This is a genomic window from Dyella sp., assembly GCF_036384435.1.
Taxonomy (GTDB): Bacteria; Pseudomonadota; Gammaproteobacteria; order Xanthomonadales; family Rhodanobacteraceae; genus GSA-30.
On record NZ_DASVMI010000116.1, the window covers coordinates 1 to 18,974 of the forward strand.

Annotated in this window: 17 protein-coding genes and 1 tRNA gene; 12 read left to right on the forward strand and 6 right to left on the reverse strand. The window is 61.0% G+C overall.

All coding sequences use genetic code 11. The annotated features are described in order from the left end of the window. Positions 1 to 690 (reverse strand): helix-turn-helix transcriptional regulator (locus VF436_RS11935; protein WP_330904255.1); only part of this gene is annotated, 690 nt, incomplete at its 3' end. A 119-nt stretch (positions 691 to 809) separates the two neighbouring features. On the opposite strand from VF436_RS11935, the gene VF436_RS11940 reads away from it, so the two are divergent. The 3 genes from VF436_RS11940 to VF436_RS11950 all read left to right on the forward strand — a co-directional run bounded on the left by VF436_RS11940 (position 810) and on the right by VF436_RS11950 (position 4,443). Further along, positions 810 to 2,063 carry an MFS transporter gene (locus VF436_RS11940; RefSeq protein ID WP_330904256.1) on the forward strand — a complete coding sequence of 418 codons (1,254 nt, stop codon included), beginning with the start codon at positions 810 to 812 and terminating at the stop codon, positions 2,061 to 2,063. 146 nt (positions 2,064 to 2,209) lie between these two features. After that, the gene (locus VF436_RS11945; RefSeq protein ID WP_330904257.1) at positions 2,210 to 2,737 is read left to right on the forward strand and encodes an FHA domain-containing protein; all 528 of its coding nucleotides are present in this window, start codon (positions 2,210 to 2,212) and stop codon (positions 2,735 to 2,737) included. A 5-nt stretch (positions 2,738 to 2,742) separates the two neighbouring features. Further along, positions 2,743 to 4,443: a protein kinase domain-containing protein gene (locus VF436_RS11950; RefSeq protein WP_330904258.1), complete on the forward strand. Its 1,701-nt coding sequence runs from the start codon at positions 2,743 to 2,745 to the stop codon at positions 4,441 to 4,443. 200 nt (positions 4,444 to 4,643) lie between these two features. Here the strand turns inward: VF436_RS11950 and VF436_RS11955 are convergent, their stop codons facing one another. The 4 genes from VF436_RS11955 to VF436_RS11970 form a co-directional block, all read right to left on the reverse strand. Then, a complete protein-coding gene (locus tag VF436_RS11955; protein WP_330904259.1) occupies positions 4,644 to 5,570 on the reverse strand; it encodes a LysM domain-containing protein in 927 nt (308 codons plus the stop codon). A gap of 25 nt (positions 5,571 to 5,595) precedes the next feature. Next, positions 5,596 to 6,408: a PP2C family serine/threonine-protein phosphatase gene (locus VF436_RS11960; protein WP_330904260.1), complete on the reverse strand. Its 813-nt coding sequence runs from the start codon at positions 6,406 to 6,408 to the stop codon at positions 5,596 to 5,598. A 116-nt stretch (positions 6,409 to 6,524) separates the two neighbouring features. Further along, a complete protein-coding gene (gene bla / locus VF436_RS11965; protein WP_330904261.1) occupies positions 6,525 to 7,523 on the reverse strand; it encodes a class A beta-lactamase in 999 nt (332 codons plus the stop codon). Between the two features lie 103 nt (positions 7,524 to 7,626). Next, positions 7,627 to 8,028, reverse strand: a complete 402-nt coding sequence (locus tag VF436_RS11970) for a hypothetical protein (RefSeq protein WP_330904262.1) — start codon at positions 8,026 to 8,028, stop codon at positions 7,627 to 7,629. A gap of 203 nt (positions 8,029 to 8,231) precedes the next feature. Here VF436_RS11970 and serS point away from each other — a divergent pair, with 203 nt between their 5' ends. The 9 genes from serS to VF436_RS12015 all read left to right on the forward strand — a co-directional run bounded on the left by serS (position 8,232) and on the right by VF436_RS12015 (position 17,623). After that, positions 8,232 to 9,512, forward strand: coding sequence for a serine--tRNA ligase (gene serS / locus VF436_RS11975; RefSeq protein WP_330904263.1), 1,281 nt, complete (start codon positions 8,232 to 8,234; stop codon positions 9,510 to 9,512). Between the two features lie 16 nt (positions 9,513 to 9,528). Further along, complete coding sequence (locus tag VF436_RS11980; protein WP_330904264.1) at positions 9,529 to 9,903, forward strand: LrgA; 375 nt, start codon at positions 9,529 to 9,531, stop codon at positions 9,901 to 9,903. Between the two features lie 89 nt (positions 9,904 to 9,992). Continuing rightward, positions 9,993 to 10,082: transfer RNA gene (locus VF436_RS11985), tRNA-Ser, on the forward strand. 81 nt (positions 10,083 to 10,163) lie between these two features. After that, complete coding sequence (locus tag VF436_RS11990; protein ID WP_330904265.1) at positions 10,164 to 11,588, forward strand: site-specific integrase; 1,425 nt, start codon at positions 10,164 to 10,166, stop codon at positions 11,586 to 11,588. Between the two features lie 26 nt (positions 11,589 to 11,614). Beyond that, positions 11,615 to 12,232, forward strand: coding sequence for a hypothetical protein (locus VF436_RS11995; protein ID WP_330904266.1), 618 nt, complete (start codon positions 11,615 to 11,617; stop codon positions 12,230 to 12,232). 897 nt (positions 12,233 to 13,129) lie between these two features. Continuing rightward, complete coding sequence (locus VF436_RS12000) at positions 13,130 to 14,779, forward strand: MobA/MobL family protein (RefSeq protein ID WP_330904267.1); 1,650 nt, start codon at positions 13,130 to 13,132, stop codon at positions 14,777 to 14,779. A gap of 127 nt (positions 14,780 to 14,906) precedes the next feature. Further along, positions 14,907 to 15,443, forward strand: a complete 537-nt coding sequence (locus VF436_RS12005) for a hypothetical protein (RefSeq protein WP_330904268.1) — start codon at positions 14,907 to 14,909, stop codon at positions 15,441 to 15,443. Beyond that, positions 15,440 to 15,922, forward strand: a complete 483-nt coding sequence (locus tag VF436_RS12010; protein WP_330904269.1) for a hypothetical protein — start codon at positions 15,440 to 15,442, stop codon at positions 15,920 to 15,922. The genes VF436_RS12005 and VF436_RS12010 overlap by 4 nt, the downstream gene beginning before the upstream one ends. Before the next feature lie 228 nt (positions 15,923 to 16,150). Further along, positions 16,151 to 17,623: a HEPN domain-containing protein gene (locus VF436_RS12015; protein ID WP_330904270.1), complete on the forward strand. Its 1,473-nt coding sequence runs from the start codon at positions 16,151 to 16,153 to the stop codon at positions 17,621 to 17,623. Positions 17,624 to 17,885: 262 nt separating this feature from the next. On the opposite strand, the gene VF436_RS12020 is transcribed toward VF436_RS12015, so the two are convergent. Next, the coding region (locus VF436_RS12020) for an ATP-dependent nuclease (protein WP_330904271.1) at positions 17,886 to 18,974 on the reverse strand (1,089 nt) is incomplete at its 5' end.

The window sequence follows — 18,974 nt, forward strand, 5'->3', positions numbered from 1 at the left end:
GTCCATGGCAACCTGCGTGACCGGTTCGCCCTTGCCAAGCCGGGTCAAGGCAACCAGCAGACAGGCTTGTTGTCGCCATGCTGCGAAGCTCATCCCCGTCTGTTCACGGAACATGCGAGTGAAATGGCGCCGGCTCATGCCAGCACGCGCGGCGATATCGTCGATCTTGACGTCCTGCGACGGATGAGCGAGCAGGTGACGGCACAAGGCTGCGAGCCGGCGTTCGCTGGGCAATGGCGTATTGAGCGCCAGGGTTGGCATCCGGCGCACTTCCTCCAGCAGCAGCCGCATCACCAGGCCGTCACGCCCATCCAGTTCGTAGAGTGTCGGGAGATCGACCGCCTCAAGCAGCAATTCGTGCAAGAGCGGCGAGACCGCGATGACCGCACAGCGCGAAGGCAAACCGGCGTCCTGGGCAGCCTGCGCCTGCACGTACGCACTACGCGTGCTGACCGGGCCACCCATGTGCACCTCATGCAGCACACCAGCGGGAATCCACAACGCGCGCCGCGGCGGAATGACCCAACTGCCTTCGTTAGTGATCACCGTCATCACGCCCGTCATGGCGTACAACAGCTGGGCGCGCTTGTGTCCGTGCGGGGGGAGCACATAGTGGGTTGCGTAGTCGTTGCCGGTGGCGACAACAGCGCGCGGGGTGTCTTCGTGCCGGCTGATGCCAGTGTTGCGCATGCTTGGCCCAATTTCGCTGAAACTTGACCCATTGTCGCGTGCGGGCCGATGCCACTGACTTTAAGGTGGCATCCGTTGCGGCGCAAGCCGCCCATTCCGGTCCTTATCCGTCCCCTGTCATGCAAGCTCAACAAAGCATCGAATCGATCGCCCCTGCCGTTTTGCCTGAATCGGTAGCTTCGCCCCATGCCGAGCTCGACACCGAGTACAACATCATCGGTGCCATCAGCTTTTCGCACCTGCTCAATGACATGATCCAGTCGCTGATCCTGGCGATCTATCCGGTACTGAAGGGCGATTTCCACCTCAACTTCGGCCAGATCGGCCTGATCACCCTGACCTACCAGCTGACGGCCTCGCTGCTGCAACCGATGGTTGGCATGGTGACCGACAAGAAGCCAATGCCGTTCTCGCTGCCGGTCGGCATGGGTTTCACCCTGTGCGGCCTGCTGCTGCTTTCCGTGGCTCCGACTTTTCCGGTCCTGTTGGTTGCCGCGGCGCTGGTGGGTACCGGCTCCTCGGTGTTCCATCCTGAATCCTCACGCGTGGCGCGCATGGCATCAGGCGGACGCCACGGCCTGGCGCAGTCATTGTTCCAGGTGGGCGGTAATGCCGGTTCCTCCCTGGGACCGCTGCTGGCCGCCTGGATCATCGTGCCGCATGGTCGTGGCAGCGTGGCCTGGTTCGCGCTGGCCGCCTTACTGGCGATCGGCGTGTTGTTGCAGGTCAGTCGCTGGTATGCCGCCCAACACGGTACGCGCGGCAAGAAGCGGGAAGGGCACGGCGAAACGTTGCGGCTGACGCCCGGCAAGATCGCCATGTCGATCAGCATCCTGGGCTTGCTGGTGTTCTCCAAGTACTTCTACCTGGCCAGCATCAGCAGCTATTACACCTTCTATCTGATCCACAAGTTCGGCGTGTCGGTACAGAACGCGCAGACGCACCTGTTCGTGTTCCTGTTTGCTGTGGCCGCCGGCTCCCTGATTGGCGGCCCGATCGGTGACCGTATCGGCCGCAAATGGGTCATCTGGGTCTCGATCCTGGGCGTGGCGCCATTCACCCTGATGCTGCCGTATGTCAACCTGCTGTGGACCGGCGTGCTGACCGTGGTGATCGGCCTGATCCTGGCCTCGGCCTTTTCGGCCATCCTGGTCTACGCGCAGGAGTTGATTCCCGGTCGGGTCGGCATGGTTTCGGGCCTGTTCTTCGGCTTTGCCTTCGGCATGGGCGGCATCGGCGCGGCCGTGCTGGGCCACGTGGCGGACGCGCGCGGCATCGATTTCGTCTATCACCTGTGCGCTTTCCTGCCCCTGATCGGTGTGATCACGGTACTGCTGCCCAACCTGGAGCGGCGGCGTCTGGCCAAAGCCTGAGGTCGATGCGGGCCTCCCCGGTGAGGGCCAGACGGGGAGGGGCGCAGGAAATTGGTCTTTACAGCAACTTGCCTGCAAAAACCCACGCCAGAATCACAAATGGTTTGGTTATAGTGGGGAAACTTTTTGCCAAACCGATCACCTTTATGAATCCTCCCGATCCGCTGCCCTCCGGCATCACCCGCGCCCGCACTGCCGGTCCGCAGGGGACACAGCTGCTTTCGGCCGAGGAATTAAAGGAATACACCAGCGAATCCGAGCAATGGGCCAACGAGCGCGCCAGTACTCACAAGCCGGTGCTGCAAGGTGTCGGGGCGGCCACCGAAGACAAGCGTTTCGTGCTGCGATCTGGTCGCCAGACGGTCGGTCGCCGTGGCGACAACGATATCGTGGTCGATGAGCCCAGCGTTTCGGCCTCGCATGCCTGGATCATCAATCAGCATGGTCACTACGTGATCATGAATACGCTGTCGACCAATGGCACCTTCGTCAACGACAAGCGTATCCACGAGGCCGTGCTCAAGCACGGTGACCGCGTGCGGCTGGGGCAGGCCGAATTCGTCTTCCTTACCCGCGAGCCGGGTGCCAGTTCGATCGGATGGGTATTGCGCGTGGCCATTGCCGTCGTGGTGGTCGCGGCGGTCGCCGTCGCCGCCTTGTGGTTGATGCGATAACCCTCGTGAGCCAGTCGCCTGTTCCGCCCTCCATCGGGCGTTATCGCATCGAGGGCGTGCTCGGTGAGGGTGCCATGGCGGTGGTCTATGCCGGCTTTGACCCGAGCATCGACCGTCGCGTGGCCATCAAGTGCCTGCATCGGGAGGTCGCCGACGACCCAGAGTATCGGCAGCGCTTCCTGGTCGAGGCACGGGCCGCCGGCCAGCTTACTCACCCGCATATCGTCACCATCTTCGATACCGGCGAAACCGAAGACGGTCGCCCTTATCTGGCCATGGAGCGCCTGTCGGGCGAAACCTTGGCCAGCCGCGTTGCCAGTCGAGGCTTGCCGTCGATACCGGCGATCATCACCCTGGTCAGCCAACTGGCGATGGCGTTGGATTACGCCCACGCCAGGGGCGTGATCCACCACGACATCAAGCCGGACAACATCGTGCTCGCCGATGGCTGGCATCACGCCAAGATCAGTGACTTCGGCATCGCCGAGCGTCGCGGCAACACCCAGGACATGCCGTCAGGCGATCGCATTGGCGGCACGCCGGCCTATATGGCGCCCGAGCGCCTGCGTGGCGAACAAAGCGAACCGCGCAGTGATCTGTTCTCGCTGGGTGTGGTGCTGCACTGGCTGGTCACCGGCAAGCTGCCCTGGCCCGACCACGGCGACGTGCGCCAGACCATCGCCGATCGCCAGCAACCGCTGGCCCCGATCGAACCGCGCGACCCGGCGACGCCATCGATGTTGGCGGGCATCATCGCGACCTTGCTCGACCCTTCGCCGGAAGCGCGCTACCAGCGCGGCAAGGAGGTGGCCGACGACCTGCATGCTGCCCAGCGCGAATACGAAAAGCTGCAGGAGCAGCCACTGGTCAGTCGTTTCATGTCGTTGCGCCTGCGCTGGGCCGCTGCACTCGGCGCCACCTTGACCCTGGTATTGATGCTGGGCCTGGCCCTGATCTACGGCAAGCAAAGCCATGCCGTGACGGGCCTGGCACTGGATTTCGGCGGCAGCATGGGGCGTATGCTCGCCAGCGAATCGGCCGAGAATCTGCTGCTTGGCGACCGGGCCGCGACCCGCGCCCTGGTGGAAGATGTCGCGCGCAACCAGCAGATTCATTACCTGGCCATCGCCGATCGCAGTGGTGAAATCATTGCCAGTACGCGCACGGATGAGGTCAGCCGGAAACTGCCCCCGGCAAGCGGCCAGAAATACGTGGCCCAGTCCGATGACGTGCAGAGCTACCTGAGCCCCGACACCCGCAACGAAGACGGCATGCTGCTATTCGATGTGCCCGTGCGTTACCAGGACAAGGCCGTAGGGCAACTGCGACTGGGCATCAGTAACGCCCCTTTGCACGCAGCGCAGAGAACCACCTTGGGCGTGATCCTGATGGTTCTGGTGTTGACCCTGGCCGCCGTGATGGGTGCGGCGTACTGGTTGTTCCGTCGCCCCCTGACCCTGTTGAACCTGGTCAGCGATGCCATGTTGCGCGTCGCACGCGGCGACTTTCGTTATCGCATCCGGCAGATCCGCAACGACGAACTGGGTCGCTTGTTCGCCGCCTTCAACCTGATGAACACCGCCTTGCAGAATCGCCGCCGCAGTGCCCCGCGCCCGGAGCCCCAACGCGCCGTCGACACCGCCACCCAGCCTACCCGCATTCTCACCGTTTCCGCAGAAGTAGCCCCCGCGAAAGACGAAACGTAGGAGCGAATTCAGTCGCGAATCGGAGGTTTCCAGAGCCTCAATCTGCGGCTGTATCGCACGTTGTATCGCGAATTGGCGCTTTAAATCTCAAGCTGCGACTTCGTCGCGTCTTGCATCGCCAATAAATTCGCTCCTACACCAATGTGATTCGGGTTGCGGCAGATGCTCCATCGAGTAAAAGCGCCGACTCGGCGATTGCACTAAAGCTGATTAAGGCGCTGCTTCAATTCCAGCGCGCGCGTGCGATACACCTTGGCCGGTTCGAAACTCGGATCGATCGCGAGCACCTTGTCCCATAGCGCGATCGCAGGGTCCAGACGCTGGTCGCGATACATCACGATGGCATGCTCGTGATAGCGATTGATCACCTGGCTGCGCAGCATGGCGGCATCGCTGTTGGAAGGCTTCATCGAGGGCTCGGCATCCAATGCCTGCTGCATGCGTGCGATGGCGTCTTCCCGGCGGCCACGCTTGAGCAAACCCAGGCTCTCGTCTTGGAGGCGGTGCGCTCGTACATCGGCAGTTTCCGGTGGAGCGACGCTGGCCGCCGGGGCAGGTGTGGCAGTCGGTGCCGAAGCCGATGCGTCGGCTGCGGGAGTCACGGCAGGCGCATTCATCCTCGCCGAAGCGGGCAGGCGCAGATTCTGTCCGGCGCGTAGCAGGGAAGGATTGTTCGAGCCGTTATAACGAGCCAGCAGCAGAAACTGCGTGCCGTCCCCCAGGAACCGCGCAGCCAGCGTGCTGTACGAATCGCCGGCCTGCACCACATAGCTTTGCTTTGGGGCACCCAGCAACTGTTGCGGATCGCCGGTCAGTTGGCGCAGCAGGTTACTGGCCAGTCGATCATCCGGATGTTGCACAAGGTAATGACGCAGGGATTTTTCACCCTCCGCGTAGTGGCCGGTCTGCAACTGCGTATTGATGATGGCCGATAGCGACAGGTCAGGGATGTCCGGCTCAGCCGCCGGGCGTGCTGTCGCCGGGGCGGTGGTGGCTGCCGGGGCCGGCGCGGCTGGCTTGGCCTTATGCAGTTGCGAGCAGCCGGCGAAGGCGAGGGCGGCCATGGGCACAATGGCCCAGCGCCAGGGTTTGGAAAGGCGTGTGCCCGATAGTGCTGCTGATCCCATGCGTCGTTTCGCTTCCAGAAAAGTGTCAGGCCGTGACGTCGTTGCGCGGGGCTGGCCGCTTGGCTTGCCACCACGCCCCCAGTCGGCGTATCCATCCTGTATCGGCCGTATGAACCAGGACTAGAGCGGCATTATCGCCTTGGGCGCCGCCGCGTTGCGTCGCCAGGGCCAACGTGTCGCGTAGTGCGGCATCCAGGTCCCGCGCCTGGGCCGCTTCGGCCAGTTCGCGCGCCGACACATGGGCCCATACGCCATCCGTGCACAGGGCAAAGCCCTGTCCGGCGCGCAGCGTCGCCACACCATGATCGACCACGGGCGGCTGCGCACCGCCAAGGCCGCGCAGCAGGGCATGCTGGTTATCCCCCTCGCAGATACCGCGCTGGCGCTGGAATTCGGCCACGCTGTGGTCAACGGTCTGAGACACGCAACGCAAGCCCTGGAAAAGATACAAGCGAGTATCGCCCACGTGGACCCAACTGGCGCGATCGTCACGAATCAGCAGTGCCACGATGGTCGAATGCGGCTCGCCCTCGGCAAGCGTCTCACGCAGGCGCCGCAAGGTGGCGTGCGCATCCTGGCAAAGTGTTTCCAGAAACAGCGGGCCGGGTTGTTCGCGCCAGGTGCCGGCTTGCCAGAGCCGACGGGCCACCTCGACCACCGTGGCGGCAGCCTGTTCGCCGGCACCATCACCGCCCATGCCGTCGACCAGCACCATCAGGCGGGCGTCTTCGTCCGGTGCGTCCAGGCAGATAAAGGCATCCTGCTGCGAGGCGCGCCCACCCAGCGCGCGTCCCGCCGCCACGCCCGGCAAAGCGCAGACATCGACTTGCTCGTTCACCGCATGCCCCCGATGACGCCCCTCGCAGGTCGTCGAAATCGCCCCTGAGGCACGAGTATAGCTAGCCGCCCGCCGGATGAAATGGTTTCGGTAGGCGGTCGCGTGGTGGCTTGAGGTCAGGGGGCAGGCGACGACTTGAGGGGCGCGGGATGCACGCGCCCGACAAGCGTGCCCAGGTCGTGGAATAGCGCCGCACGGTCGGTTTCGGACAGGTGCGCGCCGGTCATGAAGGCCGCCACGATCACCGCATGCCCATCCGGAAACTGTGCGATGCCAATGTCATTGAAAGCTGGTGTCATGCCGTTGAACGTGCCGGATGTGCCACCTTTGTGCGCAAACGTTACGTGCTGCGGCAGCCCCGTATCGATGCGAAAGGGGGGCGAGTTCGTCATCATCGTCAGCAATTGGCGTGTGCTCGCCGCCGAAAGCAGCTCACCCTTGGTCAGCTTGCGCAGGAAGGTTACCGCCGCATCGGGCGTGCTGCGGTCGCGCGGATCGGCCATGTAACCGGCGACACCGCGCTGGATACGCAGGGCTTGAGCTTGCGGCGTTTCGCTTGCCGGTGGCTGGCCGTGGGAGTCCAGGCCCATGGTGTCGTTGTAAATCTCACCTTCGCCGCGATCCACTCGCAAACCCTCGATGCCATGCGAGTGCAAGAAGCTCGTCAGCGCAGCCGGGCCGCCGGCCAGGCGCAGCACAATGTCCGCGGCCGTGTTGTCGCTGTCGTGCACGGCGGCCACGAGCAGCTGCCGCAGCGAAAACCTCTGGCTATCACCGTGAAACCTATCGGCGATGGGGCTCTTGCCATGACGCAGGTCCGCGCGGGTCACCGTGACCTGCTGATCCAGCGTCAGTTCGTGCCGCTCCACCTTACTCAATACCAAGGCACCAAGCGGCGCCTTGAAGACGCTCATCATCGGATAGTCGCGATCGGCATGGACCTTCCAGACGCGTCCGTCCTGCAGGTCCAGCACCTCGACGCCCAGCATGCCCGGGCTGGCCCTGGCGGCAAGCGCATCCAGGCTCGCCTGTATGTCATCGGCATGGGCCGCTCCATGAACCAGCCAGGTAGCGGCTAGCGCCATCGACACCCAAGAGCGAAGCCAGGTCATCATCGTTCCTTGCTGATAAGGGCGCTCAGCGTTGCCCACTTTGCGGGCGGCGGCGTGGCAGAATCATGGCGCCAATCGGGCAATGCCAGTGTCGGAAAGCGGGGCATCAGCCCGCCTTGGCGTGCTTCATCATCTCGCGCAGCTCGCCGACGTCCTTGATATTGATCATCAGCGCGCCGTTCACCTGCGTCGCATTCGGCCACATATAAGACTGCGATACCTGGCCATTGGCCAGCTTGTCCTTGACCTCCACCACTTGCATGCCGTTGCGCGTCGTCGGCGTCAGGGTGATTTCGTGTCGTGAGCCGTCCGAGAGCGTCACCGTCCTGGTGTAACTGCCGGAGATCAGGTCGCCATCCACGAATCGCTGCTTCACCTCGTCGATGGACACGATGTATTTGCTATCCGCGGCCGGTGCCTGGGCCAGCACCGAGGTCAGCATCACGGCAGCGACGCCGGCTATAAATCCCATGGCAATCAGCAAGGGTACGCGCTTGTAAAGCTTCATCGGTCTCTCCATTCCCCAAGGACAACAAGCCGGCGATGATAAGTCGCGCCATGGCCCGGCTGGGAAGTGGCAACATGCATCGTGGCGCGGCCAGAGCTGGGCTGGCATCGCATCATCTAAAGGTCGCCGGCCGGCCAATTTGCGGCAACCGGCCCGCCGTCGCCATAATCCACGCGACCACACTCAAGAAAACGGATCTCCCCATGCTGGACCCTGCACTACTGCGTTCGCGCCTGGCCGAAACCGCCGCGCGCCTCAAGGACACCCGTGGCTACCAGCTCGACGTGGCCTCCATCGAGTCGCTGGAAAGCGAGCGCAAGCAGCTGTCCACCGAGACCCAGGAATTGCAGAACCTGCGCAATACCCGCTCCAAGGCCATCGGCCAGGCCAAAGCCAAGGGCGAGGACGTGGCGCCACTGATGGCCGAAGTCGCAGGCATCGGCGACAAGCTCAAGGCCAACGAGGCCGCCCTGGAGGAAGTCCAGGCCAAACTCGCCGCCATCGCCCTGGGCGTGCCCAACGTGCCGCATGCCTCGGTGCCGCTTGGCAAGGACGAGAACGACAACGCCGAGATCCTGCGCTGGGGCCATCCGCGCACTTTCGAATTCGAGGTCAAGGACCACGTCGTGCTTGGCGAACGCCACGGTTGGCTCGACAGCGAAGCCGGCGTCAAGCTATCCGGCTCGCGTTTCACCGTGCTGCGCGGCCAACTTGCGCACCTGCATCGCGCCCTGGCGCAGTTCATGATCGACCTGCACACCAGCGAGCATGGCTACCTGGAATGCAATGTGCCGGTGATCGTCAATACCCAGGCCTTGCAGGGCACCAGCCAGTTGCCCAAGTTCGAGGAAGACCTGTTCGCCACCCATATCGGCGAATCGCGTCGCTATCTGATTCCCACCGCCGAGGTGTCGCTGACCAACCTGGCCGCCGACACCATCCAGGACGCCGCGGCGCTGCCCTTGCGCATGACCGCGCACTCCCTGTGCTTTCGTGCCGAAGCAGGCAGCTACGGCCGTGACGTGCGCGGCATGATCCGCCAGCATCAGTTCGAAAAAGTGGAAATGGTGCAACTGGCACGCCCCGAGCAATCCTACGACCAGCTCGAAGAAATGGTGGGCCACGCCGAAGCCGTCCTGCAGAAGCTTGGCCTGCCGTACCGCAAGATGCTGCTCTGTGCCGGTGACATGGGGTTCTCCGCTGCCAAGACCTATGACCTGGAAGTGTGGTTGCCCAGCCAGAACACCTACCGCGAAATCTCCAGCTGCTCCAACTGCGAAGATTTCCAGGCCCGTCGCATGCAGGCCCGCGTGCGCAACCCGGAAACCCACAAGCCAGAACTGCTGCACACCTTGAACGGTTCAGGCCTGGCGGTGGGCCGCACCCTGATCGCCGTCATGGAGAACTACCAGAACGCCGACGGCTCCATCACCGTGCCCGACGTGCTGCGCCCGTACATGCGCGGCCTCCAAGCCATCGCCTGACACAGGAAGGCAAGCCATGAGCGGGCAGGGCAACTGGAACAAGGTCGAATGGGTCGCCAGCTACTTCCTGCTGGTGGTCCTGCTCACCGTGCTGATCATCCGGCTCGGCTTCGCCAGCGTATGGGTGCTGCCGCCGGTGGACCTGGCGTTGAGCTGGGCTGCCCTGGCCGCCGTCGTGGCGGCCTTCTGGTTCGGCCGGCACAACCGCAAAGTACGTGTAGGGGTCGTGGTCTTCGCCAGCCTCACCCAACTCGTACCGATGGTCATCCGCAGCCCCGTCTTGCTCCTGCCCATCCTGGGCGCCGCCATTCCTGTAGGCATTCTGCTCTGGGCGCTGCTGGCTTTGTCGCGAAAAGGCAACCAGACCCGCCAGTCGACCACGCATTCCTGATAGAATCTCCCGGTTCGCATCCCGCGAACCGGCAAGAGCGACAGCGCCCAAGCCGGCAAAAGGCACGCAACGTGTCCGGCAACACAAACGGAGAGATGGCCGAGCGGTTTAAGGCACCGGTCTTGAAAACCGGCGAAGGGTCAAACCTTCCGTGGGTTCGAATCCCACTCTCTCCGCCAGACCAAGCTAAGTGATGGACGCATAAGGAGTTTCTTCGCGTCAGTCAGGTTCGGTGCGTGGACACTCGCTTGGACACCTCCATGCGACTTCCCCACCATCTCGTTCGTTCTTCCACAGGCGTATTTCATTTCCGGCAAAAGGTGCCGATACCCCTCCAAAGGGCTTTCGGATTGCGCGTAGTGAAGCGTAGTCTGGGCACTCGGAACGCGCGACTGGCCCAGGCACAGGCTTACGTCATGTCGGCGCGCGTCGCCGCGACATTCGATGAAGCACGGAGGCTGATAGGGATGAACGAGCCCGTTCCAGATAACCCGTTTGGCTTGCCGCTGGACGACCCGCGCAATCCGCTGCACACGCCCGACTGGCGCGTGGAGAAAACCCGGGAAGGGTTTACCTTGGCGACCGAGGGCGATTCGGCCAAGGAACACGCCCAAGCTATTGAGGTGCTGAAGACGCTGCTTGCCGCTGGCACGGCACCGGTGGTTTCGTCAGGCGACGCCGGTCAGCGCGTGGATGGCACGGGTTCGCCGACCAAGCCGGGCATCTCGGTCGGAGAGGCGGCGCGCAAATATCTTCTGACGCTCGACTCGGCCCTGTTGCCGGACAAGACTCGTAGTCAGAAGAAGGCAGCGGTGAATAGCTTTGCACAGTGGAGGGGATTGAAACATCCTCTAGCACAGTGCTCGCGCACAGACGTTGCCGAGTGGGTGCAAAGCCTTCGTGCATCTGAACTTGCTACGCCTACGATTGCGAACAAAGCCTCTTATTTGAAGGCATTTTTTGCATGGTTACAGGCTGCGGGGCACTACCCCATGGGCGACAACCCTGCCGCCGGCCAGGTCAAGTTTGGCATGCGGGAAAAGCGCCTGCGCCGAAAGTTGGGGTTCGAAGCTTTTTCCGAGGAGCACTTGCGCGTCATTTTTTCGCCAGAAAGCCTGAAGAAACTTAAGGAACCCGTGCGCTGGGGTGCTTGGCTCGGGTTATACAGCGGCGCAAGGGTCTCTGAAATCGGTCAACTCAGGTTGGACGACTTCTACGAAGATGACGGTTTGCCGTGTTTTCGCATCACCGCTGACGGTTTTGGGCAGTCCTTGAAGACGGACGCGAGCGCGCGTGTCGTGCCCATCCACCCTGAACTGGTGCGGCTGGGGCTGCTGACCTACGTCGAAGCGCTGCGACGGGCCGGCAAGGACCGACTCTTCCCGCGAACGAAGGTTGGCAGCGTTAACGGGGCCGGAAACTTCCTGTCCGCAGCTTTTGGCCGACACCTGACCGCGCTTGGAGTTAAAGCAAAGGTGGGGAAAGTGGGCTTCCATTCTCTACGGAAGACTGTCATTCAAACGCTTCAATCCGCTGGCGTTGCATCCGAAGTGCGCGCCCAGCTGGTGGGACACCTGCTCGACGACGAACACCATGCCACCTATTCGCGACGCTACACGGTCCCCGAGTTGGCTGAGCGGCTATTCCCTTCATTGATATATTGGGAGCGGGGAGAGATGTCTTGATGGCCTTCGCGAGATGGCGTCGGCGTATGGCCGACGTTTGGCACAAGGACCCCAAGCTCACCGCAGCACAAATCAAATGGCTGCTCACCTCCTTCTATTTGCTTATCGTCGCTCTAATACTTCTTTATGGAATAGGGAGCTACTCGGCCGAAGGCGTTTTTGACTTTCTTTCATATTTGCTGCCGTGCGTGGCGGGAGCCTTGGCAGGAGCAGGCCTCTTTGCTCGGTCGAACGTGGGCGCACCCGAAACCGAACGAGCCTGTGGAATGCCGGGTCCGTCGGCAAGACCCCAAGGCAATGACGAAAAGGCTCAAGGCAACGCCTCAAGTTTACGACTTGAGCAAGTTTTCTACGCGTGGTCGGTTTTTGCGCTATATGTCGGCGTTTTGTTCTACGTTATGGCGCATCGCACTTGTCGGGCCGCTGGTGTTTATCTCTGCGCGTTATCCTATCTGTTGCCGGTTGGCGTCATTCTTCTTCAGCGCCTCAGTCGTCGCACATCAGGTGTAACGATTGTCAATGGCGCTTTAGAGTCGGTGATGTTTACTTCGGTGATTTTGGTGGTGATATTATTCGCGCTCGCAGGCTTATTTTATGGTGTTGATACTGTTATTCCGAATGGCCATCTTTTTCTATGCACGTAGCAGTATGGCAATCACACCCATGATGATGCTCAACACGAGAATAGATATGCAAGCGCCTGCAATTTCGTTTGGGGTGGTGATCGGCTTTTCAACGCTATCGACGGACGCAGGGTCGTTGTATCGATTCGTCGGTGGGCGCATTAGTCTGCCTATTTTGGCTTAAGGTGATTGACGCTAGCACCGCCACACCGTTCGTCAACTGAGCACTTCGATAGTCATTACATGTAAGGTCTGTCTGCAACGCGGCTCGGGCGCTAAGAGCACCTGTTGCTCTTTGAATTCGATCCCTACCTGGGGATCTTCCAGCGCAGGGCAATGCGTTCGCTCTAGCGGCTGGCCAGAGCGGCGACATTTGCTGAACCCGCTGTCTTGGCCGCATGTCCAACCATATCAGTGACCGAAAGCCGGTTTGGGGCCTCATCGGTTTTTTTCTCCTAGAGGCTTTGGCCATTTTTCGACGGATTTTTGACTCGCGCCCTTTTGTGCCGTGTGACTTATCGGGTGTTTCGACGCACTAGTGGCGGATAGCGGGAAAGTCTTGGGTGTGGAAGTGTTGTAATGGACGCGACTCGGACAAGTTACCCTGTTCATCGGCGATGCGCCGAAGTTCTGCGCAATTGTTAGAAGAACAACGAAAATCGGGAGAAGCGAAAAAATCAGGGCGCGTCTCATCATTGGTTCCCAATGCGCCGCGAACAGCCGAGCCAAAGCCCCCCAACGCTGATGCGTCGTGGCAAAGGCTTCCTCTGAAGTGTGACGTGCGACATGTCAAGCAAACTTGACATGTCGGCCGCCAGTGCTTAACTGGCGGGGAGGGCGAGCACTGCCGCCCGCAGCTTTGTCAGGGCATGACGCCCGCCCCAGGTCAGGCGACCCGGGCTATTCCACGGAGGACCTATGACGCACCATGCTCGCCCTCATCTCACCACTCATACCCGAAGCAAGGGACACAGTGCCATCGCTGGCATCGCGTATCGGCTTGGACTTCGCCTGAAAGACCGCCGCACCGGTGAGTGGCACGATTATCGACGGCGAGAGGCCGGCGACGAAGTCGTGGGAACGCTGACCGTGGCCCCCGATGGCGCGCCGCCATGGGTGATGGACCCCCAGCTGGCCTGGGATGCTGTTGAGGCGGCGGAGCGAAGAAAAGATAGCCAGCTGGCCCACGATTTCAGGCTTCCCATTCCGTTCGGGGTGTCGGATGCGGACGCATTGGCGATGGCGCGCCGGGTGGCGCAGCGCATCTGTGATGACCTCCAAACGTTCGTATCCATCGGATTGCATCGAGATTCGACCGTTGACGCTATGGGAATCGAGAAGCCACGTGACCGCGTGGGCATTCACGCGCATCTGTACTTTCCGACGCGTCGCCTCGTGTTTCAACCGGGTGCTTCGGGTGAGGACGGCAACAGCGAAGGCGGCACCGGCGAAGGCGCGTGGGCACTCGGGGACAAGCTCCGGGTGCTATCAACCAAAGCGACGGCGGCGGCGTGCATCGAGCGCTTCAATGCAGCATGGGCAGAAGCTGCCAACGAGTTCGCGGCAGCAGCGGGGCAGGTGCCAGACTTTTCCCATCTAAGCTATGCACGGTTAGGTCTGTCGAAGATTCCTCAACTCGCGCTGGGGGCGGCTGCGACCGCCATGGAGCGCCGCGGCGAGCGGAGTTGGAAGGGCGACTTAGCGCGGGCCGGCGCCTCCTCACCCACGGCAATTGTCGTCCCCTCTCCGACCGCAGCGGCTATCGAGCGTCTGGCAGCCAGGCGTGCCGCCGTTGAGCAGGGCATTAGCCAAGCGTGGCTCGCCCCGGCGGACCCCATTACGGTCCGGCGTGCGCCTCCGACACCCTCCTTGTCAGAGGGTGGTCAGTCGGGTCTGGCGGGCCGGTTCTTGGCGGAGTTGGACGAGAAGCCGGAGTTGCCTCAGCCGACGCCAGAGCAGCGCACCAGACTCGTCGCATGGCTTCAGCGCATTGAGCACTCGCTACGCCGGCTTGCAACCATCGCGTTGCGCCTGGCGAACCTGCGTGACCGCCGCCAGCGCGACGACGGCGCCCGAGCAACCTTTTTGGTTGAGCTGGACGACCGGCGAAAGCGCCGGGCTGAGGCACGCAAAGCCATTGCCGACTGGCTTGATGCGCACCCGTGGCAGGTACGCCTGGCAAAGATGATGGGCGGCCACGAGCGCAAACCCACGGAGCTAGTAGCGCTGGAAGGTTCGGCGTCGTCGTTGAACACGTATATCCAGCAACTCAAGCGTGGCGTGGCCGATGCTGAGCAGCGCGTGGCGGAGGCGGACTCGCGCATTGGGCTGGCGGAAGGCGAGATGCAGTTGGTACACAGGCAAGTCCAGGCCGCCACGGCCTCCGTGGTGGGCTTCGCCCCGCTGTATCGGATGGTCTTGCTGAGCGTTGCCGACGCCGAGCACGCGCCGGCGCTCGTGGCCGCGATGCCGCAGGTCTCCCCGCCGACAGAGCCCGCATCGGACGCCGTTGAGGTCGTGCTGCGTCCAGCGCCACGGCTCGCTCCAGGCGGGAGGCCAAACCTTTGACGAGCCTCGCTGCGCCTTTTCTTGCCCGCGGCGCGTAATTTAAGTAAGTGGACGAATACGGTTTTGTTGGTAGGGTAACCAGGTGGCCGGCTCAGAATCAGCGACCCAATACAAAGATAGGGGTTTCATGAACGCTATTGCGGACAATGCCATTGTGGCGGCCAAGGCTTGGGTGCTGTCTGCCAAAACAGCCTGCTATCAATGCCACGCAAATACGAAAGTCTTTGCCATCCTTCTGGAAGGCCCCTTTACGCTGCGCGGCGAACCAGACCTTGTCGTTGCGCCAGACGATGACGCTATCCTTACGCTAACGACGGCTGCCCCGCTGCCCAATGAGGCTCTAGCGGTCATTGGTGAATCTTCGCGGGGGCGTTACAGGCTTGATCACAGCCACACCGCGGGCTCTTCCTATTGGATGAATCACTGCGAGGCATGCGATGCCAAGTTGGGAGACTACTATCTGGAGCGCCCAGGGGAAGCGTTCTTTCCGATGGACGATGAAGGGTTCGCCCAACTGCACGCTACCCGCATTGAAGGTCCCATGGAATTCGGTGAGCCTGGTTGTGGATACAACGGTGCTCTCGCACATTGGATTGCGAACTTGAGCACGGGGCAGTTTGATGATGTCAACGCCAGTCACGCCATTCCTGGGGAGCGGCTATGAGCCCCGACATCACTTGGTGGCAGGTCATTGGGACGAGCGCACTTGCAAGCGCTATTGTAAATATCATCGCAAATGTGGCGCTTAAGCAATGGGACCATCGGCGGGAAGACAGCCGGGAAGACGAAAAACGACATGTGGTCTATCTGGATATCGCGATTCAGCTCGAAGAATTCTCGTTTCGAGCGGAAAAAATCCTAGAGAGCATCAGCGAGGGAATTGCGAAATATCGAGCTGAGCACGACGCGCGGTCGCTGGAAGCTTTGGAAGGACTTAGCTTTAAGTTCGATGAAAGCATCGAATGGGACAGGGTGCCGGCGGAAATTGCGGTGCGCGCCAAAACCTTTCCGCGCACGTTTCAGCGTTCCCAGGGCTTCATCATGGCCGCTTGGAGATATTGGGCGGACTTGGACGATGCTTGGGAATACGATGCGGAGCGTGTCGCGTTCTACGGGCTGGGAGCGATACGCTTTTGCTGCTGAAATTCGCAAGAAGGTTGGCGTAAGCGACGACCCTCAAGTAATCGAGCTAATAAAAGTCTTTGAGCGTCATATCGAATCGCGGCGCGCCGTCTTCAAGGCGTCCCGCAGTGAGGATTGCGTCATACCAGAGCTGAGGCAACAATTCGAACGAGAAGGCCTATCATTGCTGCCGCCAGAGGATAAACCTGCGGCTGGCGGCATCTTTGACTGATATCAAACGGATAGAGTATGCGAACAGCTTCTGGCCGCTTTTCCGTCCACGGCCTCGACGGGCTCGCGGGCGACCTGCTGTGGGATGGCAAACAGTCTGAATTTACCGCGTACGCCGAGGATGAAACGTATCGCGTGTTTGCGGGGGAGCCCACCATACATGGCGTGCTCAACGACATGACCAAGGTCTCCCTCTTAGAATGCGTGCAGCTGAGCTTGACACGCACGATGCGCCCGGAGGGGCAACGACAGGCCATGCGGTTCTTCCCTAACTTTATCGTTGAGGGGAGGCACCATGTCGACGCGCAGTCAGCAAAAATTCGATGCATCCGGTTCTTCATCGAAGATGCTGCTGATATCTTCTGTGATTACGGCTCGTTTGGTTCAACGATTCGGGCCAAGGGTTTGTGGGAGCAACTGGTCAAAGATTCTCCGGGTGAATATTGCGAGCCTGGCGAGATGCCCGTGGTGTTCTTCTATTCTGGTCGAGACGAAATCATCCGAATTGAAACCTCTGGATTCGCCGTCTCTGCGCACCACAATGTTCATTGGTCGCCCCCGTCACCGTCAGGCCTCCGACTAGATAACGATATCTCGACCACGCTTGATTTTAATGAGCCACAATCCTTTGCCGACGCCATCGGCCACGCCATCTCAGTGGTCAACTTGCTGAGCATCTGTGCCGGACGCGCGCAGAACTGGAAGGCGGTGGAAATCGACCTTGAAGGAACAGGGTTCGAGCCGCTCCGAGTAACGTGGAATCACGCGCCCCAGCGGGTGAGCAACCGACACGACGACCGACGACCGCATTTTCGTGATTTGCCGCTCAACCCGGTCAATCGGCCAGAAGAGTTCAAGCGCGTTGTCACAGGTTGGGTGAGTGCCTACGAGCGCGACCTCAGTGCCTGGGTTCGATTCAGTGAGGGGTTTGCCCTGGGCTCTCGATACACAATCGATAGATTGGTGGGTGCGGCCAACATCTTCGACCTTCTTTCTATTACAGCTGCCGCGGAACTTCCATCCGAGTTCGAGGAGGCTAAGAAAGTTGCGAGGGCTGCATTCAAGAAGCTGCCCGACTCGGAGCTTCGGCGCAATGCTCTCGACTCGATTGCTCGGATTGGCAAACATCCGTTGACGGCTAAAGCGCTCAAACGCGCGCAGGTTGTGTTGGATGCTTCGGGCGGCACCTTTCCGGAGTTGGAACGAGTCATCAAGTATGCTATCCGATGCAGGAACTACTTTGTTCATGGCAGCGGCTCGCCCCCCGTTGACATTTATAAGCATCGGGGTGCGCACTCATTCCTTACGGATGCCCTCGAGTTTGTCTTTGTAGCTTCACATTTCATTGAGTCTGGTTGGGACGTTTTAGCGTTCTGTCGCCTTGGCGGCACCGTTTCTCATCCGTTCCAAGAGTTCGTCTATCACTACCGGGATGGCTTAGCAGAACTGAACGCCGCCATGGCAATGTCTCCGGCACCAATGAAGAGCTGAGCGCTAGGCCTGCAACGTTCCGACCGCTCAACTAGAGTGATATCGGAGTGGGAGGAGCATGCCTTCGGCTGGTCATTGATGCGCACCGGGTTAGGCCCGATGCCCGTCAACGACCTTTGTGTAAACGCGGACGCAGTCGACGCTTTATTTAGAGAATGTGTCCAAGGTCACGCGCACAATGCGCTGACCGTTATGGTGGTCGCCCTGTTCCGGACCCAAGGGAGAATCCGACCGGTATATGCACACTGCTGCACATACGCTCTTAAGTGGTCAGCCATTCTACGAGCGCATAAATGGCTTGAGCATCGGGGGCCCGCGCGTCTAGTCCTTGCTCATGCGTCTCATGCTGGAAGCGCCTCCATTCGGCCTCATTCTTGCCGCGAAGTCCCAACGGAACTTCAATCGCGCCGTTCCCCCACAGCCAGATGTTTCTCGCTTTAAACTTGGCGGCTAACCGCTCAATTGGGACTTTCGCGTCGTCCTGCTGCGCCAGTACTTCGAAGGCCTCCGATGCTTTGAGCTTCCCACCCTTCGTGGGCAACCCATCTTGACCCAAGCAAAAGCCAGCGTCTGCATGGATGCGAGCCAAGATATCTTTGCACGCCGCGATGTCTGCGTCGTCACCGTCAAGGTATCCATGCTGCACGCCGCTACGGAAAGCGAAGTCTAAGTCCACAATTGCCTTCGCGGGAATGCTCATGGCGTTAAGCACAGCCATGCACTTCGGCGTATCGTTCGCTCCGGTTTGCGCAACTAACGCTATGCCAGCTTGGCCGAGCGTCTTTTGTTGGATGAGCTGGAAGAGATGGGGTAGCAGCCGAAGCTCGGTTTTTCCCTCGGTCAGCACGACTCGGTCGGCAAAAAAGACCTGGGCGGCGTGGGTCAGGGTGAAAATGAGGCCGACCTGGTGGTCAGCATTCGGCACTGCGGTCTCCAGAGCGTCAGCTAGTCGGGGTCGAGCACGCGTGCCATCGGCAGCAGTCTTGGTCATGAGCAAAGCCGAGAAGGCATCGGCGGGTGTAATCATCTGGGCAGAATGAGTAGTAAAAACCACCTGATAGCCAGACGCCGCCAAAGTCTTCAATGCTTCGCGGATGTGTTCCACGGCAAACGGATGCAGATACAACTCAGGCTCATCGATAAGCAGCAGGTTAACGCCACCGGGCGCAGCCTGGCCCCTTTTGATCTCGGCAAGATGACGAATCAGCGCCATTTGAATGGCCCGCTGCGAACCGTGGCCAAAAGTGGCAAACGCGCGGCCATCCCCATCGGGATGCTCATCTTCGAACACCCGCACGGTGCCCGACTTCAGTAGTTCCTCTATTAGCGGCACCGGGAAGTCGAGGCGGAT

Bases quoted from the DNA above. Each gene is read 5' to 3' on its own strand.
- VF436_RS12005 (WP_330904268.1), top strand. From the start codon at position 14,907: ATGAACGCTATTGCGGACAATGCCATTGTGGCGGCCAAGGCTTGGGTG.
- VF436_RS11945 (WP_330904257.1), top strand. From the start codon at position 2,210: ATGAATCCTCCCGATCCGCTGCCCTCCGGCATCACCCGCGCCCGCACT.
- bla (WP_330904261.1), bottom strand. From the start codon at position 7,523: ATGATGACCTGGCTTCGCTCTTGGGTGTCGATGGCGCTAGCCGCTACC.
- VF436_RS12010 (WP_330904269.1), top strand. From the start codon at position 15,440: ATGAGCCCCGACATCACTTGGTGGCAGGTCATTGGGACGAGCGCACTT.
- VF436_RS11940 (WP_330904256.1), top strand. From the start codon at position 810: ATGCAAGCTCAACAAAGCATCGAATCGATCGCCCCTGCCGTTTTGCCT.
- VF436_RS11970 (WP_330904262.1), bottom strand. From the start codon at position 8,028: ATGAAGCTTTACAAGCGCGTACCCTTGCTGATTGCCATGGGATTTATA.
- VF436_RS12015 (WP_330904270.1), top strand. From the start codon at position 16,151: ATGCGAACAGCTTCTGGCCGCTTTTCCGTCCACGGCCTCGACGGGCTC.
- VF436_RS11990 (WP_330904265.1), top strand. From the start codon at position 10,164: ATGCGACTTCCCCACCATCTCGTTCGTTCTTCCACAGGCGTATTTCAT.
- VF436_RS11995 (WP_330904266.1), top strand. From the start codon at position 11,615: ATGGCCGACGTTTGGCACAAGGACCCCAAGCTCACCGCAGCACAAATC.
- VF436_RS12000 (WP_330904267.1), top strand. From the start codon at position 13,130: ATGACGCACCATGCTCGCCCTCATCTCACCACTCATACCCGAAGCAAG.
- VF436_RS11955 (WP_330904259.1), bottom strand. From the start codon at position 5,570: ATGGGATCAGCAGCACTATCGGGCACACGCCTTTCCAAACCCTGGCGC.
- VF436_RS11980 (WP_330904264.1), top strand. From the start codon at position 9,529: ATGAGCGGGCAGGGCAACTGGAACAAGGTCGAATGGGTCGCCAGCTAC.
- serS (WP_330904263.1), top strand. From the start codon at position 8,232: ATGCTGGACCCTGCACTACTGCGTTCGCGCCTGGCCGAAACCGCCGCG.